This is a genomic window from Flavobacterium sp. N1719, assembly GCF_025947045.1.
Classification (GTDB): Bacteria; Bacteroidota; Bacteroidia; order Flavobacteriales; family Flavobacteriaceae; genus Flavobacterium; species Flavobacterium stagni.
On the sequence record NZ_CP109993.1, the window covers coordinates 2282315 to 2301310 of the forward strand.

Consider the following 18996-nt stretch of genomic DNA (forward strand, 5'->3'; position numbering starts at 1 on the left):
GTTAAGAATTTCGTTTTATGGCAAATTGTTCACCTAATTTAGAATAGTTGGCTCCTGCAAGACGTGCCACGGGTTTGTAGTTCTCGAGATTAATTTTGTAATTATCAAGTAATACAGCATCATCAAAATGCATCATAATTACACGACCAATAAGTACACAGGCACCCCCTTGTTGATGTTCTTCCAAAAAGTAATGATGTACGAGTTCACATTCGAGGTGAATCGGACTCTCTTTAACCCGCATGGGTTTAATTTTAAGGGAAGGAATAGGAGTGAGTCCGGCATGAACAAATTCATCTACTTCGGGGGGTAATTTATCCGAGGTAGCATTCATTTGTTCGACCACCGCTTCGGTCACCATATTCACCACAAATTGCTTTGTAGTTAAAACATTATTTAGGGTGTCTTTATTGGAATCATTATCCCGTCGGGTGGAGAACATCACATGCGGCGGATCATCTCCCAAAAGATTAAAATAAGAAAATGGTGCGAGATTGTTCACACCATCTGCATCAACGGTAGAAATCCAACCAATGGGTCGAGGGATAATGGTACCTGTTAATAGCTTGTAAATTGCGGATTGTTCCAGATTTTCAGGATCAAATTGCATTGTGTTTAATTTTGACACAATATAGATAAAATATCCTTAAAAAAAAGAGTGCATAAAGTAATATTTTTATGGATAAATGTACTTTTTAAACGAGTTGATTCCCTTTACTTTATCGCTGTTTTAATTGTATTGTTTTAAAAAAAGATTCCCGATATGTATCACTAACAGGCAACCTTTTGTCAGCGATTAGAATTCGATTTCGCTGAATGGATTGAATGCTCTTTAGATTGACAATATACGAACGATGAATTCGACAAAATCCTTTATTTTCAAGAGTAGTTTCGAGTTTTGACATGCTCATTAAGGATAATACATTGGTATTATTCGTGAAAATTATTTTGACATAATCTTTGAGGCCTTCAATAAAAAGAATATCCTTGAAATCAATTTTCATCGTTTCATATCCTACCTTAATAAACATAAAATTTGCCTCCTCTTCTTGAACTAATAGTGGTGCTTCTGTTTGTGCTGAAGGATTATTTTGTACCAGTTTAAATTGTTGTTCGGCTCGTAAAACGGCCTTTACAAACCTGCTGAATGGAATGGGTTTAAGTAAGTAATCCAGTGCCCCATTATCAAAACCTTCTACCGCATAATTGGAATAGGCCGTAGTAAAAATTATCATCGGTTTTGATTCCAATGTATTGATAAAATCCATTCCCGTGAATTGCGGCATTTCAATATCCAAAAAAATGAGGTCAATTTTATTTTGATTGACAAATGAAATGGCATCAATCGCGTTATTGAATGTTTTGACCAATGTTAAAGCATCCATTTTGCCACAAAAATCAACCAATAAGTCTACAGCAAGGGGTTCGTCGTCCACAATGATACATTTCATATTAAAATACAGGATTATTTTCGTCTAAATTTAATTGCAGATTAACTTTATAAAAACCATCAACTTCTTCAATTTTCAGTAGATGTGATTTGGGATAAAGCAATTCAAGTCGTGATTGAATATTTTGTACACCAATTCCTGAATTCACTAGGTCTTCAGTTTGTCGACTTATTGTGTTTTCGATATAAAAATTCAACCAAGATTCTTCAAGGCTTATTTTTAATCGCACATGGGTTTTGCCTTTGTAATCGGTACCGTATTTGAAAGCATTTTCGATAAACGAAATCAAAAGCAACGGTTCGATCATTTTTTCTTTCATTTCTCCCGTAATATTCACCCTTACATTTTCAATATCGTGAATTCGAAGCTTTTGGAGCTCGATATAATTCACGATGTAATTGATTTCTTTTTCTAAGGAAACAACTCGTTGATCAGTTTCATACAACATATACCGCATCAATTCTGATAGCGTGACAATAGCATCTCCGACTTGGTCTGATTTTTTTATTGCTAGAGAATAAATGCTATTTAAGCTATTAAATAAAAAATGAGGATTTGTTTGTTTCCGTAAGTAATTTAATTCAGCGGATTTACGCTCTGTTTCTGCTAATAATCGATTTTGAAAGTTATGATTGTATTCGTACAAGACTTTAATAATTGTACTTATCAAGACAATAAATATGTACGAAAATGACATGGCAACATTTAAAAAAAAAGGAGGTTCAGGAGGTTGTTTCATGGGTTGAAGTAGTATTTTCTTTCCTTCAACAATAACAGAATTAGGGGGACGCATCAATTTTAAATCATCCAGAAAAAAATGAATTCGCACTTCAGTGAAGAAAACAATTAACCCCAATAAGAGGATAAAATGAAAGAAGTATTTCCCTTTTAAAAGAAATTTTGGGACAAGAAATAAGTAGTTAAAATAAAAGAGTACTACATAGGTTATCCATTCTGCAATAAAAATTCCCAACGAAAAATGTTGGTTTAAATAATTCGGTAACCCCAGAAGTAGACTTATGATTACCCATAGTGTTCCATGGAGAATAAAGTCTTTGTTTACTATACTTCTTGATTGTTTATTCATGTTGGTAGGTGATCTGAAGCGAATCTATTTCATTTTTTGTTAGCGTAGGGTTACCAAAACGTTTAAGTTTTCTTAAAACTACTGCAGCAGTTTTCAAGGCTTCCTTTTTCGTTACAAAAGATTGGTTTCCAACAACTGTTGGAATAATTGATTGTTTAATCACTACCTTTTTATTGATTGCAATGGTATAGCCCCATCCATTACGTGTTTGAAATGCGGCTGTCGAAAATTGAGGTTCTTTTCGACAGCCTATTAGACAAACTATTATTAAGAATAAGATGAATTGATTTTTCATTTGTTAATTCTAATCATTATCTATTTGAGTCACACCAGGCAAAAATTCCCATACATCATCATAATAAGAAGTACCATTTCTTCCTAACAATACAAATCCACGATTATTTATTGTTAATCCCACGGCATCATTTCTACCAGAAGACTCAAGACCTGTAACCTGTACCCATAAATCGGTTGAAGGGTTATACTCCCATGTTGATGTTCCATTACCTCCACAAGTAATATATCCTTTCCCATTGACAGAAAAGCTACATGCATTCCCTCTAATGATTGAATAATCAGCATTATACTCGCCATCATCTCCATTATTTATATCCCTTTTTTGTGTCCATGTTTCTGTTGATCCATCAAACTCCCAAAAGTCGATTTGTGCCACACTGTTATTTAATCCAGTGCCTAAATAGGCTTTATCTCCAATTGTAAAAACTGTTGCATTTCTTCGTTTGTTTCCACCAAAACCGTTTGAAACAGTCCAAGTATCTGTTGTTGGATTATACTTGTAAAAATCTTTTAAATAATTCCCATCATATCCAGTGCCCATATAGCCCGTATTAGCCACTTGAAAACCTACGGCACCGTATCTAGCTGTTCCTGCAAAATCTGCTTTTTGAATCCATATATTGGTTTCCGGATTGTATTCATAAAAGTCTTTCAACTTATTTGTACCATCGTAACCCAATCCTACATAACCTTTGCCATTAATTGCAAATGCTGAAGCCGAAGTTCGTTTCGATCCTATGAAATCTGCTTTTTGTTCCCAAAAATCATTCTCTGAATCATAAATCCACCAGTCATTAAGGTATTCATCTCCATTATATCCCGTTCCCACAAAGGCATAATTATCAATAACAATTCCTACGGAACCTGTTCGTGCAACCCCATCAAAAGCGGATCGACTAACCCAATTACCATATAATTCATCGTCGTTATCATCATTGTTACATCCCACAAGGGCGATTCCAACTACTAATAATGAAATTACATTCTTTTTACATCTAATCATGATTGATTGTTTTTGTTAATATTTAAATTTTATACTTACTCCTGTTGTTAATCCATTTTCTTTAACCAATTGGGTTGCTTCAGAAGATGCATTCCATGTTGAAAATGTTTGATTAAAAAGATATCCTGCATGTAATTCAACAAAAAAATAACGGTCAAATTGATGTTGAAAACTTCCTTTTACAGCGGTACTTGAATAGGAAAAATAGTCGCCATGAATTATTCCATTTGCATCGTCATTCGTTGATTTAAATCGGGAACCATTTTGTTGTGCTATGATTTCCCATCGGTTAATTGCATCATAAAAGGTAAGTTTTGTTTTGGGAAATCCGATTTCCCATTTCCAATGTCCTTGATGACCTAACCACGCAATTTGAGGATACCATTTTGCAGCACCCCAAAGCGTTGATTTTTGAATACCAAGTTGGAGTTGGTTGGATTTTAAAAATTTAAATTTGATAGCAACCCCACCTAATAACTGATTCCAACGCATCCCTGAATTGTTGTAGGAACTCCATTCAGGTTGGATACGGGCAGACAATTCCCAATTTTGTTGCTCATATTGTATCCCTAGTAGGTTTATGGATTTCCGAAAGATATCTAGTTCCATACTCGATAAAGTATACGAACGAAATTGAGGTTGACTGTATTCAAATCCCAATTCAAATGAAGTTTTAACTCGCGGTAACCAATGCAATTCCGTTAAATACGTGCCTTGACAATTAGTTAAAGTGAATTTTTTACTCCAATCATAACTACCCTGAAAAGTAGCCGACATTTTGGTTTGCGCTTGTGCAAAAATATTCCCCAATATGAGAAATTGAATTACTGTTTTTTTCATCTATTATTTCGAATGAACCAAAAGTAAATCGGGATTTCTGACCTTGAAAATAAGTTATATCAACCTGAAAAAACAATCTATAGAAACAGATATTATATCGATTAAAGGGCATAATGTCCTCTCAAAAGGGATTATCGATTGAATAGTCAATTTCGTAGATTAATTTCTGTAATTGGTATAATAAATTTTATGCTGAAACTTACCTGCCATTACATTTGGTAAAAAACAGACTGTATGAAAAAAATGCTATGGGTTTTCATTATCATTCTTGGATGTATTGCTTGTGATTCGGATGTTTTAGATGAAATTTCAGAAACTGGAACAGGCGTGATGCAGATTAATGATAAAATTGTCATGTTGGACACCCTCAGTGTCAGGGTTTCAACAATTAATTTTGATTCATTACAAACATCCTCAACCAGTCGATTACTGATTGGAGGGTACACCGATCCTATATACGGCAAAGTGCGATCACAAAGTTATTTCGAGTATTCACCAACCAGTTTAAAACTAGGCTCAAGCGATTCAGATACTTACACCCCAAATTATGTGTTTGATTCCATTGTACTTATTTTAAAAAATGATCGCTATTATTATGGAGATACAACTCAATTGCAACGATTACAGGTTTTTAAACTTACACAAAAAGTAAAATCACCGGCAGAGACAACTACCGCTTTTTACAATACCAATACCCTAAACTATGACCCTTCCGCCTTAGGAAATAAAAGTTTTTATCCCCGTCCAAAGGAAAATGATTCATTATCCATTCGCTTGAATGATACTTTTGGTCAAGATGTTTTTTTAAAGTTGAAAAATTTTGAGTTTGGTGATATCAATCAATTTCATGATTACTTTAAAGGGTTACTTATTCAAGCGGATGAGTCGTTGCTTCCAGCATCGGTTTGTGGATACAACACTTCTTCTGTTCTACGTTTATATTATTCTATCAATGACGATTCTGATGAGAATGATGGCTTAACTAAAGATTTTGCTATTACTGATGTTGCAAAACAATTTAATCGAATTTCTCTTGATCGAACAGGAACAGTACTCCAAAATTTACCCAATTCAAATTCTTATTTGAATAGTACATTAACTAATAATGCAGCCTTTATTCAATCTGGAACGGGATTGGCTTGCCGAATTGATTTTCCTTATTTAAAGAGTTTATATTCTATTGACCATAAAGGAATAATTGTGGATGCCAAGTTGATTTTAAAACCTATTCGAACCTCCCACAACAAGCAATATCCACTGAAAGACTCTTTACGTATTTACAGTGCTGATCATTTAAACAGGATCAATTCAAAATTATACACGGCTACCGGTGACGATTTACTCGGGCAATTGAATGATGTGAGTAACGAATTTGGGGATAATGTTTATTACACCTTCTCTATTGGAACTTTCTTAAATAAAGAATTGAGTAAAGATGGAAATAATCCGTACTCATTAATAATTACATTACCCGATTATCAAAAAACAGTGAATCGAATTGCTATTGGTGGTCAGAACAATAGTGAAGACCGAATAATTTTAAAAGTGTATTATTTACCATACGAATGAAGCGATTGTATATAATAGGAGTGTACTTAAGTGTGCAAAGTATCTGGGCGCAAAGCGTTAGCAGTTCGAGTTACTCTCAATTTGGTTTAGGAAGTTTTTATGAAACTGATTTTGGTTCTATTCCGTCAACGGCTGGTTCAGGAATTGCATTGAGTTCGAAAAACTTTATAAATAACCTAAATCCAGCATCCTTAAGTGAAATGAGTAGAAATGATTTTTTCTTCGAATTAGGTGGAAATGCCTACCAAACTATAGCCAAAGATTTTCAAAGTAAAAGTAAACGCAATAATGTTCAATTTTCACATGTTAGTCTAGGTTTTCCCTTGGGGAAGAAGTCGGGGTTTTCGCTAGCGTTGATGCCTTATACAAATACCCGTTTCCAAATCAATAAATATGAAATGGATATTGGCAATAGTGATGAGTCGTATTTGTATTATTACAATAATACTGGAGGAATATCAAAGATGGAGGTATCTTTCGGTAAAAGACAAACTGATAAATGGAGTTGGGGAGTAACATGTAGTATATTATTTGGAAATATTGAAACCAATGATATCTATCAAATATCCAATTCCGTTTCTACTTTTTCAACATCAGGAAATTATCATGGTTTTCAATTTAAATTAGGTTCACAATGGCGAATAAATCAAAAACTCACTATTGGAAATACAATTCAATTTCCAACACAAATGAAAGCAGCTAAATACCGGAGTATTAGTTCGACTGACAGCAGTGAAACCACCGAAATACTTACGAATGAAAACGAAAATGTAGCTAGATTTTATTTCCCTTTATCTACAGGTACAGGTCTGCAGTATGAGGTCAAAAAAGATTGGAATTTCACCTTGGATTATTCCCGTTCTTTTTGGGGTTATAGTTCAAATAATTCCAGTTATGGTCAATTCAAAGCACAAGATATAGTGGCTATGGGGTTGACGTATCAGAAAACCGAACCCAATCGAAATTCCTGGCATTTAACCTACAGTGCAGGCTTGAAATATGATTCAGGATACCTACTTGTAAATAATCAGCCTATTCGAAATTATGCTTTAAGTATGGGATTGGGAATTCCTTTGGAACGAACAAAAACCAAATTAAATATTACGTATTCGTATGGAATAAAAGGAACAGTAGAAAATAATCTAATCCGTGAAAACTATCACAAAATAGGAATCAATTTGAGCTATAATGCATTTTGGTTTGCTAAAAGAAAATATGATTAATCATGTTTGTTTCTGTTTTTACAATAAAGGAATTTTAGGTTTCTTTTCGGATGAGGCTGTTGTCTCATCCGTTTTTTTTTACAGTAGGGTAATATACAGCTTGATTGTTTATACTTTTACCTTGAATTAAAGTAATTCAAATTAGTAGAAATGATTAATTATAAACAAATTACATCATTGATACTCTATTATTGTTACTTTTAACAAACCCAAACAATCAACCATGGAAATTCGCTCCGGTATTCTCAAACTACTGGACGAGTCGTATGTTTCTCGCATTAACAATTTGGAACAAAGTATCCAATTGGCGAACGAAGCCCTTCAACTCGCCCAATTTCATCATCGCAAAGAACTTATTGCGAAATCGTATTCCCATTTATCTCTTTTTCATATGATTAAAGGAGATAATGATACTTGCACGGAATATGCCAACATTAGCATTGAATTATATCAAGAATTAGAAGACGATCGCGGAATTGCAGATGCGAAGTATTCCATCGCAGGTGTAATGTATAAAACCAATAACTATCATTTAGGTTTAGTCTACATGGTGGATGCTTTAGGGATTTATAAAAAGTACGACGATTACCATAACATTTCCCGTTGCGAAAAAACCTTGGGCACTATTTATGAGTATTTTGAAGACATTGAAAAGGCCGTAGAATCCTATGAAAATGCCATTGAAGCCGCGCGAAAAATAAATGACATTAAACTTGAATCCAATGCTTTAACTAATTTATCCAGTATTTGGATTAAGCAAAATGATTTGGAAAAAGCGGAAGCCTATATTGAAGCTTCGATTATCATGAAAAATAAAGCAGATGATGTTCGCGGATTGGCATTTGCCTTATATGGTAAAGCAAAAGTATTAGCCGCCCAAAAACAATTTGAATCTGCCGAAAATCTCTTCCATAAGTCCATTGAAATTCACACGCGCATGGGGGAAAAGATGGGTTTATCAATGGCGTATCATAAATTATCCAAATTATATTACAGTACAAACAATATGGAAATGGCCAAGCGAACCTTGGATTTGGCCTTTGCTATTATTGATAAACACAACATTACATTAGTTCGATTTAAGTGTTATTATCTCTATTATAAGATTTATAAATCTGAAGGTGATATTTCCAAAGCTTTAAACTATTTAGAATATTTTATGCGAGAAAAAGAGGCGGTTTTAAATACGGAAACGCTGAAAGTAATCGATAAATACGACATTTTAGTCAAAATGAAAACCATGGAACGCGAAGCTGAATTGCAACGCGAACGCGCCGAAATGATCGAGCGAAACAATCGGGTAGAGGAAGCGGCTCGTGTTCGTCAAGAATTTCTCTCCACCATGAGTCATGAAATTCGGACACCGCTTAACGCCATCACAACTATTATTAATATGTTGGGAGAAGAACATGAATTGAGCAGCAATCCTATGTTGGAACCCTTAAAGTTTTCTGCCAATCACTTGATGATGGTCATTAATGACATTCTCGACTTCACCAAATTGGATATGGGAAAAGTAGAGTTGGATTTACACGATTGTGATTTGCGGGAGTTAATGCAAAATCTACACCAAACTTATTATCCGATGGCCGAAGACAAAGCCATTAATTTGGTTTTAGATCTGGATGAAAACATTTTGACTTCCTATGAGATTGACGCCACTAAATTGACTCAAATTGTAGGGAATTTAGTGAATAATGCCATCAAATTCACTGAAAAAGGAACCGTAAAATTGAAAGTGGAATTAGCTGAAATAGCAGACAAAGTGGATACTTTAAATTTTGAAATCAGTGATACTGGGGAAGGGATTGAATCCCATAAATTGCATCAAGTATTTGAAAGTTTTACCCAAGTTAAAAATACACGAACCCGAAAAGCAGGCGGCACAGGATTAGGATTGGCCATTGTGAAAAATCTGGTAGCATTGTATGGAGGTTCAATTCAAGTTACTAGTGAATACGGTAAAGGGAGTACATTTTACTTTTCCATCCCTCTTAAAAAATCATTACAATCCTGTGAGGTAAATTACAAAACTCATACCGTAGATTTTGATGGAAAATCGATTTTATTGGTCGAAGACAATTCTATCAATGCGATGATTGCCGACAAACTCTTATCGAAATGGGGATTTTCCGTATTTCATGTCTTGAATGGAAAAGAAGCCGTGATGGAATCCAATAAAAAAGTTTATGATTTTATATTGATGGATATTCATATGCCCGAAATGGATGGTTTTGAGGCCGCTCGGTATATCCGTAAAACCCAAAATCTAAATCAAGAAACGCCAATATTCGGACTTACAGCAGACGTTTCAGCGAAAGACAATACAGAATACCAGGAATTATTCACCGGATTTTTATACAAACCCCTGGAAGTAGATCGATTAAAACAGGTACTTGTAAAATCAATATAACTACTTTTTAATTCAATTAATTAGCTCTTTTTTTTAATTATTTATTTTTATCAAATTCTGTATTAATATTCCAAACGAAATTGATGTTTTACATCATTTGCAGCACTATTCGCAATCATTTAAGTCAAAAAATAGATATACTTAAAAAATAAGTGAATTTTTTTTTGAATATTATTTTTGTATAATTGCTAAATTAGTATATTTATGCAAAATTTATATATATGGAAATTCCTTCATGTCCTAAATGTCAAAATACAACCATTGTCAAAAGTGGTGTAATCAAAGAAAGACAGCGGTATTTATGCAAATCTTGCAATTACTACTTTACCGTCAATAAATTAGGAAAAAAGATCGATAGCTATTATGTAACTAAGGCGTTACAATTATACTTAGAAGGTTTAAGTTTTCGGGAAATTGAGCGTATTATCGGGGTTTCCCATGTCACAGTAAGTAATTGGGTAAAAGAATTTAAAGTGACAAAACCCAATCATACCGATTATCACCCCACCTATAAGATTTATAACCACTTAGAGTTAGTAGAATTCCTAAAAAACAAAGATCAATTAAAAGGAGCGGGTATGATTATTACCGAACTAGGGGATAAGTTCATGCTCATTAAATGGGAGCGCTTTAAAGATTAAACTATATCATTTACATAAATATATATAGATATTTTTTTCATTAACAAAATTTTAGAATTTGGTCAAGCAAAAATGTATTACTAACCAAATTTTAAATTATGAAAAAAATATTCTTAACAACGTGCGCTTTAGCCTCGTTATGGGGATATTCCCAAACCACTCCAGCCGCTCCGGCTGAAAAAGAATGGGATGTCAATCTTTACGGATTTGTTCGTACCGATTACATCTTTGATACACGTAAATCCGCCAATGTTCGTGAAAACGAATTGAACTTGTATCCCTTGGATGAAGTGAAAGATGCTAATGGTGTCGACTTGAATGCCAATTCTGCATCCAACTTTCTATCCATTGTCTCTCGTTTTGGCGTAAAAGCAAAAGGACCCAATGTTTGGGGAGCAAAAATTTCAGGAAATTTAGAAGGTGATTTCTTTGGAAATTCAGAATCAGCAGCAACCGGTAGTTCGATTGGTTTATTGCGTTTACGTCATGCCTTTGTTCAAATGGATTGGTCGAAATCGTCTTTAACGATGGGTCAAACTTGGTACCCAACCTTCATTCCTGAAGTTTTTCCTGGGGTAGCCAACTTTAACACAGGAATCATGTTCAACCCATTTGGATGGGCAACACAAGTTCGATTCAAACAAAGTCTAGGAAAAAACTTTTCATTTGCACTAACTGCTTACAAAGAAAGAGAATTTACCGTTTCTGGTCCCGGAACACAAAACGCGGCAGCAATCAATTCGCCACTTCCAACCGTTCATGGACAATTCCAATTCAAAAATAAAAGTTGGATTGCTGGTCTTGGTTTAGAATATAAATCCTTACAACCACTAACCGAAATTGGCGGAAAAAATACGGATGAAAAAGTAAACAGTACCTTGGTTGTTGGGTATTTCAAATACTCTAATGACAAATTCTCTGTAAAAGCTTACGGTATTTCAGGAGGAGATATGTATAGTCAAGTGATGCTTGGTGGATATGCAGGTTATACCTCAAACGGAATTGAAAAATACAAAGCTTCTAAAACTTCTGCTTTCTGGGTAGACATTGCGAGCAATGGGAAAAATATTGCTCCCGGACTTTTTGTTGGTTTAACCCAAAATAATGGTACTGACAAGAATGGTTTAGCTGCTGGAGAAACTGTGAAATATTATATGCGTGGTGTAAGTGGAACTCGTGTAGTAGATAACGTAATGCGAGTATCTGGACGTGTAGATTTCAAACAAAATAAATTTAGAGTGACCCCTGAAATTGAATATACAAAAGCAACTTGGGGCGATTTGAGCAGTAAAGCAAATGGAGAAGCAGATACCAATGCAAAAGATGTAAGCAACATCCGATTCATGGTTTCATGTGTATATTCTTTTTAATAATTAACCAACGATAAAATTATAACTTATGAGCAAAGAATCATCAAAAGGGATTTGGAAAGTCATTTCTGCTTCCTCTATGGGTACCATGATCGAGTGGTACGATTTTTACATCTTCGGAAGTTTAGCGGTTGTTATTTCAACCAAATTCTTCCCAGCGGATAATCCCACTGCCGCTTTCTTGTCAACACTGGCTACTTTTGCTGCTGGATTTGTTGTTCGTCCCTTCGGAGCTTTATTCTTCGGACGTTTGGGCGATTTGATCGGACGTAAGTATACGTTCATGGTAACTTTAATGCTAATGGGAGGGGCTACCTTCTTGATTGGGTGTATTCCGAGTTATGAAACCATCGGATTTATGGCACCGTTATTAGTCTTGGTGCTCCGATTATTACAAGGTTTAGCCTTAGGTGGAGAATATGGTGGAGCGGCTACTTATGTGGCCGAACATGCCCCTAAAGGCGAGCGTGGGTATTGGACATCTTGGATTCAAACTACGGCTACGGTTGGTTTGTTTGTTTCGTTAATGGTAATTTTGATCACGAAACAAATGATGACCAAAGAAGCATTTGAAGATTGGGGATGGAGAGTTCCATTTTGGGTTTCAATCTTAATGGTTGTTGTATCGTATTATATCCGCAAAGGAATGCATGAATCTCCTGTTTTTGCCAAAGCGAAAGCAGAAGGTAAAACCGCTTCAAATCCGTTAAAAGAATCTTTTGGACATAAATACAACCTCAAATTTGTCTTGTTGGCTTTATTTGGAGCGACTATGGGACAAGGGGTAGTATGGTATACGGGTCAGTTCTATGCGATGAACTTCTTGAAAACTGTTCAAAATATCGATGCTTCACAAGTAGATACGCTTTTGGGAATTGCACTTGTTTTAGGTACGCCTTTCTTCGTGGTTTTTGGTAAATTAAGTGATAAAATTGGACGTAAAAACATCATGATGTTAGGGATGTTGATTGCGATTATCTCTTACCGTCCGATTTATCGTGCGATGTATAATACAACTGACTTAACCAAGAAAACGGAAATTGTTGAAAAAACAACTACAGTTCCTTCTATGAAAGAAATCGAAGGTACTAAAATCGATTCGATTTACACGACCAACAAAGCGTATACCGATGGAACTACTGTGGAAGAAATCAAAACCATCCACATGGAGGCCGGTAAAGTGATGGTCGATGATAAAGGAAAAGATAAAGTGGAAACCAAAATCACGAAAAAAATCAATGATAGCGATCGTTGGATGTTGGTTTTCTTAGTGTTCATCCAGGTGATATTTGTAACCATGGTATACGGACCGATTGCTGCTTTCTTAGTAGAAATGTTCCCAGTGAAAATTCGGTACACGTCCATGTCCTTACCGTATCACGTGGGTAATGGTATCTTTGGTGGATTACTTCCTGCCATTTCAACCTATCTGGTTACTACCGCAAAAGACGCTGGTGATACAGAATTCTATTTGGAAGGATTATGGTATCCTATCATTATTGCCGCCGTTTGTTTTGTCATCGGGGTCATTTATATCGACAAAAAAATTAATACGCTTCACGAATAATATATAGGATTATGAATGCATTAAAGAAATTTCTAGGATTTATTTGGATTTTGCTCGCCGCAGTAGTGTCCTACTTTTGTATCTCCATTTTTGGTGGAAAATTATCCTCCGGTAAACAGGATGACCTGGTTTTCGGGATTATTATCTTCTTTATTTTATTACCTTTGGTAGTATCAGGTTTAGGCCTTTTTGGTTACTATTGTATTACCAGCGAATACGATGAAGATTATAATTAATAGACAATACTAAAATAATCCAAAGCTCTTATATCCTAAGGGCTTTGGGTGTTTTTATAAAAAATATGAAAAAAAGACACCAACAGAAACTAATCATCATAGCTTTAATCCTATGGATGGGATTCAACCTTCCCTTGGTTTTGCTATTTGATTCCGCTCAAAACATGGGCGGTTTTCCGTTGATTTATGTGTATTTTTTCTCCTTATGGATTTTAGCAATACTACTCTCTCTTTTAATTGTTCGCCGTTACAATGAATAGTATTGTATTAATTGCCATATTGGTTTTGTATTTGGGTGTCTTATTTTATATCGCCCATTGGGCCGAAAAGAAAGACAATTCGAAATGGACCAACAATCCTTATATCTATACCTTATCACTTGCGGTTTATTGTACTGCATGGACCTATTACGGGAGCATTGGTGTAGCTGCAGAGAGCGGACTGAACTATTTACCTATCTATCTCGGCCCCGTTATTATTGCACCTACTTGGATCATTATTTTGCGAAAAATTATTCGCATTTCTAGAATCAATAAAATCTCGAGTATAGCCGACTTTATTTCCCTCCGCTATGGGAATAGCCGTTTCCTAGGTGCTTTGGTTACGATAATTTGTTTGACCGGAATTATTCCCTATATCGCGTTACAACTGAAAGCGATTGCCGAAACGTTTCATATTGTTTCCAATACACCCATTCGTACCAATATTTTTGAAGACAATACCACTTTTATCGCCATTGCTTTAGCGCTATTTGCTTCCTATTACGGAACGCGTTATGTCGATGCTTCTGAAAAAAGAAAAGGAATAGTGACCGCTGTGGCTTTGGAAAGTGTATTAAAACTAGTCTTCTTTGTCATTATTGGAATCTATGTTACCTACAGTGTTTTCAACGGTTTTGGCGATATTTACGAAAAAGCATCCCAACTCCCTGACTTTGTAAAACGAAATACCATTGGTGGATTGCCTCAAGCGATTAATTGGGGATTGCTATGTGTGCTTTCCATGTTTGCAATTTTCCTTTTACCGCGTCAATTTCAAGTAGCCGTTATTGAAAACAACCGTGAAAATCATATCAATACCGCAGTTTGGCTTTTTCCTTTGTACCTTTTGATTTTCAATCTTTTTGTCTATCCCATTGCCTGGGGTGGCAATATTTTGTTTGAAGGACAAGATGTCAATTCGGATGCGTATTCCTTGTTGATTCCGATGCATTTTAAAAATGTTCTATTAACCGCATTGGTTTTTTTGGGCGGATTCTCCGCAGCCATTTCCATGATTGTCGTTTCGTCTATTGGATTAGCCACGATGGTCACTAATAACGTATTAATTCCATACAATTTTATTGGCCAACTCAAAGGGGAGGAGCAAACCATCAATAGTACCCGAATTTTAAATAGCCGCCGAATTGGGATTTTTTCTCTCATCATTTTGGCCTATTTTATCTACCGTTTTTTTGGTTTGGATTACAGCTTGGTGTCTATCGGACTCGTGGCATTTGTCATCATCGCTCAATTGGCGCCGGCATTCTTTGGTGCTTTATTCTGGCGAAGAGGTTCGCGTCTCGGTGCCGTTTGGGGAATAATCATTGGTTTTGCCGTTTGTATATACACCTTATTAATTCCGTATGCTTTAGGTGCCAGCAATGCTGCCAATTCCTTGATTTCAGAAGGATTCATGGGGATACATTTACTCAAACCTTTTCAATTGTTTGGATTGGATTATTTGCAACCGGTACCGCATGCTTTATTTTGGAGTTTGTTCTTCAATTTCATTACCTATTTTGGTGTTTCGGTGAGTTTTAAAGGGAATTACCGCGAACGCAATTATGCAGAAATGTTTGTCGACATCAACAAATATATCACCAATCATGAGAATGCCTTTATTTGGAAAGGGACAGCCTATCGCAATGATATTGAAAAAGTGTTAATCCGTTTCTTGGGAGAAGAACGCACCCGACGAGCCATGAATATTTTTAACCTCAAATACAATGTGGATAAAAATCAAGAATTGGCCGATGCCCGTTTGATCAAATTTGCTGAGAATCTTTTGACCGGTCATATTGGAACGGCTTCAGCCCGAATCCTAATCGCCAGTGTAGTGAAAGAGGAAAAAATTACATTACCCGAAGTGTTGAAAATCTTAGAGGAATCCAAAGAGAATATTATTATCAATAAAAAACTAACCGAGACTTCACGTGAATTACAAGAATTATCGGCAAAACTTAAAGATGCCAACGATTCCTTAATCCAAAAAGACCAACAAAAAGATGAGTTTTTGGATACGGTGACCCACGAAATTCGGACACCTATTACCGCCATTCGAGCGGCGAGTGAGATCTTAATCGAAGACGACGAAATCCCTGAAGAACTCCGAAAACAATTTTTACAAAATATAATATCTGAATCCGATCGATTGAATCGTTTAATTGATAAGGTTTTGGATTTGGAGAAATTCGAAACGGGAAAACAAAAAATCAATGTCTCCGAAAATCAAATTATGGAAACCATTGAAAATGCGATTGAACCGCTCCAACAATTACTGACAAATAAGCAAATTTCGATTCATGTCGAAGGTAAGGAAAATATAAAAGCACTTTTTGATGAAGATCGCATTTTCCAAGTAGTTACCAATTTGGTGTCCAATGCGATTAAATTCTGCCCCGAACAAGACGGATTGATTGTCATTGCCGTTCACGATAAAGCGGATTTCATTGAAGTCCAAGTTAGAGACAACGGCAAAGGAATTACCAAAGGTGATTTTGAAAATATTTTTGATAAATTTTACCAGTCAACCAATCAAAACTTCAAAAAACCGATAGGCAGCGGACTCGGACTCGCCATTTGTAAACAAATTATAGAAACTCATAAAGGTAAAATTTGGGCAACCAATGGCGCAAACGGCGGCGCATGTCTCAATTTTACATTACCCAAAAAATAGCAACCATGAAAAAGATCTTAATCGTTGATGACGAACCCAACATTGTAATGACGCTGGAATATACCTTCAAGAAAAATAATTTTGAAGTATTTATCGCGCGTGATGGTCAAGAAGCATTAGAGATTTTAAAAACACAATTTCCCGATGTTATCATATTAGATATCATGATGCCCTTAGTAGATGGATTTGAAACCTTACAACAGATTCGCCAAAATGAAAACTTGAATCATTGTAAAGTGATTTTCCTTTCCGCAAAAAATAAAGAAAGTGACATTGAAAAAGGTTTGGCCTTGGGCGCTGATGCCTATTTAACCAAACCCTTTTCTTTGAAAAAAGTAGTCGAACAAGTACATGTTCTTTTAGCGTAAAACAACAACCAACAAATACCATGAATTACAACGAATTTTACCAGGAAAGCCTTGGTAATAAGGAAGCCTTTTGGAAAAAACAAAGCAACGAACTGCCTTGGTTTACACCACCCAAAACCATTTTATCGGAAGATGCTAACGGCTATCCTTTGTGGTTTGCCGATGGTGAGACCAATGCATGTTACTTGGCATTGGACCAACATATCGAAGCCGGATATGGTGATCAAGTCGCCATCATTTACGATTCTCCGGTTACCCAAACCCTTAAGAAATATAGTTTTAACGAAGTAAAATCGGAAGTTGCACGATTGGCGGGCGGACTTTTAGCATTGGGCTTGAAAAAAGGCGATACGGCCGTAATTTACATGCCCATGATTCCTCAAGCTGCATTTGCGATGTTGGCTTGTGCACGAATTGGCGTTACGCATTCAGTGGTTTTCGGCGGATTTGCTCCTCATGAATTAGCCATACGCATCGATGATTGCAAACCTCGAGTAGTGATTACTGCGTCATCGGGCATCGAAATTGATCGACTGATTGCGTATAAACCTTTAGTGGATGAAGCCATTGAATTGGCCGAACATAAACCTAAAAAAGTGGTGGTTTTGAATCGTAAACTGGGAGCTCGGATTCCCTTTAAAAAATACGATGTGGACTACGACGCTTTAGTTTATGGCTCAGAAGAAGCGGCTTGTGTACCTGTAAATGCTACACATCCCTTATATGTTTTATATACCTCAGGTACAACAGGAAAACCCAAAGGAATTGTTCGAGATACCGGTGGCTATGCAACGGCTTTAAAATTCTCGATGAAATATATATACGGTGCACAACCGGGTGAAGTTTTTTGGGCTGCATCGGATGTGGGATGGGTAGTCGGACATAGTTATATTGTTTACGGTCCGTTAATAAATCGTAATACAACAGTTCTTTTTGAAGGAAAACCGATTCGTACTCCAGATGCGAGTACCTTTTGGCGTGTGATTTCAGAACACAATGTCAGCGTGATGTTTACGGCACCCACAGCAATTCGCGCCATTAAAAAAGAAGATCCCAATGGTGAATTCATCAAACAATACGATTTATCGTGTTTACGTACTCAGTTTTTAGCAGGGGAACGTTGCGATGTGGCGACTTTGGAATGGTATAACGAACATATTCCGGTGCCTGCTATTGACCATTGGTGGCAAACAGAATCAGGTTGGCCCATGATTTCCAATATGATGGGCGTGGAACAACTTCCAATTAAACCAGGATCAGCTTCCAAAGCGGTGGCAGGTTATGACATCCGTATTTTTTCTGAAAATGGCGAAGAATTGGGTCCGAATGAAGAAGGATATGTGGTGATTAAATTGCCGTTGCCTCCAGGAACTTTATTGGATATTTGGAACGACAACCCCAGATTTAAAGCGGGTTATTTAACCAAATTCCCAGGATATTATTTCTCAGGTGATGGCGGATTTAAAGATGATGAGGGCTATCTATTCATCACGGGTAGGGTAGATGATGTGATTAATGTAGCAGGGCACCGCTTGTCTACAGCCGAAATGGAGGAAATTGTGGCAGCACATCATTCGGTTGCAGAATGTGCCGTGATCGGAATTAATGATGATTTAAAAGGACAAATTCCTTTGGCCTTAGTAGTTACTAAATCAGGCGAAGAGATTGAACATTTTCAATTGCAACATGAGATCGTTCAAAAAGTGAGGGAACAAATTGGAGCCGTAGCTTCTTTGAAAGATGTCATCGTAGTGCAACGCTTACCCAAAACGCGTTCCGGAAAAATATTGCGAAAATTATTGCGAAGTATAGTTGATGGCGCCGATTATCAAATCCCTTCTACTATAGATGATGAAGCTATTATTCCTGAAATAGAAGAAGTGTTAAGTCATTGTAAAATAGGAAGTTTTAAATAAATATTATTGTAAATTAAATCATAAGCTGAAAATAAAGCCTGCTTTAATTAGCTATAGTAATTTAGCAACAAAAATCAA

At 36.0% G+C, this 18996-nt stretch carries 17 protein-coding genes; 11 read left to right on the forward strand and 6 right to left on the reverse strand.

All coding sequences use genetic code 11. The features are described from left to right. Position 1: 1 nt before the first annotated feature. From OLM45_RS09705 to OLM45_RS09730, 6 genes are all read right to left on the reverse strand, one after another. Positions 2–610 carry a flavin reductase family protein gene (locus OLM45_RS09705; protein ID WP_264509763.1) on the reverse strand — a complete coding sequence of 203 codons (609 nt, stop codon included), beginning with the start codon at positions 608–610 and terminating at the stop codon, positions 2–4. A 109-nt stretch (positions 611–719) separates the two neighbouring features. After that, positions 720–1451, reverse strand: a complete 732-nt coding sequence (locus OLM45_RS09710) for a LytR/AlgR family response regulator transcription factor (protein ID WP_264509764.1) — start codon at positions 1449–1451, stop codon at positions 720–722. A gap of 1 nt (position 1452) precedes the next feature. Then, positions 1453–2538 carry a sensor histidine kinase gene (locus OLM45_RS09715; protein ID WP_264509765.1) on the reverse strand — a complete coding sequence of 362 codons (1086 nt, stop codon included), beginning with the start codon at positions 2536–2538 and terminating at the stop codon, positions 1453–1455. After that, on the reverse strand, positions 2531–2833 hold the full coding sequence (locus OLM45_RS09720; RefSeq protein WP_264509766.1) for a DUF4907 domain-containing protein: 303 nt from the start codon (positions 2831–2833) through the stop codon (positions 2531–2533). Before OLM45_RS09720 ends, OLM45_RS09715 begins: the two co-directional genes overlap by 8 nt. 9 nt (positions 2834–2842) lie before the next feature. Then, complete coding sequence (locus OLM45_RS09725; protein WP_264509767.1) at positions 2843–3838, reverse strand: Kelch repeat-containing protein; 996 nt, start codon at positions 3836–3838, stop codon at positions 2843–2845. 15 nt (positions 3839–3853) lie between these two features. Continuing rightward, positions 3854–4678: a hypothetical protein gene (locus OLM45_RS09730; protein ID WP_264509768.1), complete on the reverse strand. Its 825-nt coding sequence runs from the start codon at positions 4676–4678 to the stop codon at positions 3854–3856. Positions 4679–4912: 234 nt separating this feature from the next. On the opposite strand from OLM45_RS09730, the gene OLM45_RS09735 reads away from it, so the two are divergent. The 11 genes from OLM45_RS09735 (at position 4913) to OLM45_RS09785 (ending at position 18918) form a co-directional block, all read left to right on the forward strand. Beyond that, the gene (locus tag OLM45_RS09735; protein ID WP_264509769.1) at positions 4913–6247 is read left to right on the forward strand and encodes a DUF4270 domain-containing protein; all 1335 of its coding nucleotides are present in this window, start codon (positions 4913–4915) and stop codon (positions 6245–6247) included. Continuing rightward, complete coding sequence (locus OLM45_RS09740) at positions 6244–7470, forward strand: aromatic hydrocarbon degradation protein (RefSeq protein ID WP_264509770.1); 1227 nt, start codon at positions 6244–6246, stop codon at positions 7468–7470. The genes OLM45_RS09735 and OLM45_RS09740 overlap by 4 nt, the downstream gene beginning before the upstream one ends. Before the next feature lie 223 nt (positions 7471–7693). Then, positions 7694–9883 (forward strand): ATP-binding protein, encoded by a 2190-nt coding sequence (locus OLM45_RS09745; protein ID WP_264509771.1) that lies wholly within the window; start codon positions 7694–7696, stop codon positions 9881–9883. Positions 9884–10104: 221 nt separating this feature from the next. Continuing rightward, positions 10105–10524, forward strand: coding sequence for a terminase gpP N-terminus-related DNA-binding protein (locus tag OLM45_RS09750; RefSeq protein WP_264509772.1), 420 nt, complete (start codon positions 10105–10107; stop codon positions 10522–10524). Between the two features lie 98 nt (positions 10525–10622). Further along, a complete protein-coding gene (locus OLM45_RS09755; protein WP_264509773.1) occupies positions 10623–11894 on the forward strand; it encodes a hypothetical protein in 1272 nt (423 codons plus the stop codon). A 28-nt stretch (positions 11895–11922) separates the two neighbouring features. Beyond that, entirely contained in the window at positions 11923–13461 is a 1539-nt protein-coding gene (locus tag OLM45_RS09760) for an MFS transporter (RefSeq protein ID WP_129461211.1), read from the forward strand. Positions 13462–13472: 11 nt separating this feature from the next. After that, positions 13473–13697, forward strand: a complete 225-nt coding sequence (locus OLM45_RS09765; RefSeq protein ID WP_264509774.1) for a DUF6814 family protein — start codon at positions 13473–13475, stop codon at positions 13695–13697. Between the two features lie 65 nt (positions 13698–13762). Continuing rightward, positions 13763–13957, forward strand: a complete 195-nt coding sequence (locus tag OLM45_RS09770; RefSeq protein ID WP_264509775.1) for a hypothetical protein — start codon at positions 13763–13765, stop codon at positions 13955–13957. Continuing rightward, entirely contained in the window at positions 13950–16634 is a 2685-nt protein-coding gene (locus OLM45_RS09775) for an ATP-binding protein (protein ID WP_264509776.1), read from the forward strand. The genes OLM45_RS09770 and OLM45_RS09775 overlap by 8 nt, the downstream gene beginning before the upstream one ends. A 5-nt stretch (positions 16635–16639) precedes the next feature. Then, positions 16640–17002: a response regulator transcription factor gene (locus OLM45_RS09780; protein WP_129461207.1), complete on the forward strand. Its 363-nt coding sequence runs from the start codon at positions 16640–16642 to the stop codon at positions 17000–17002. Positions 17003–17022: 20 nt separating this feature from the next. Further along, on the forward strand, positions 17023–18918 hold the full coding sequence (locus tag OLM45_RS09785; protein WP_264509777.1) for an acetate--CoA ligase: 1896 nt from the start codon (positions 17023–17025) through the stop codon (positions 18916–18918). Positions 18919–18996 lie beyond the last annotated feature (78 nt).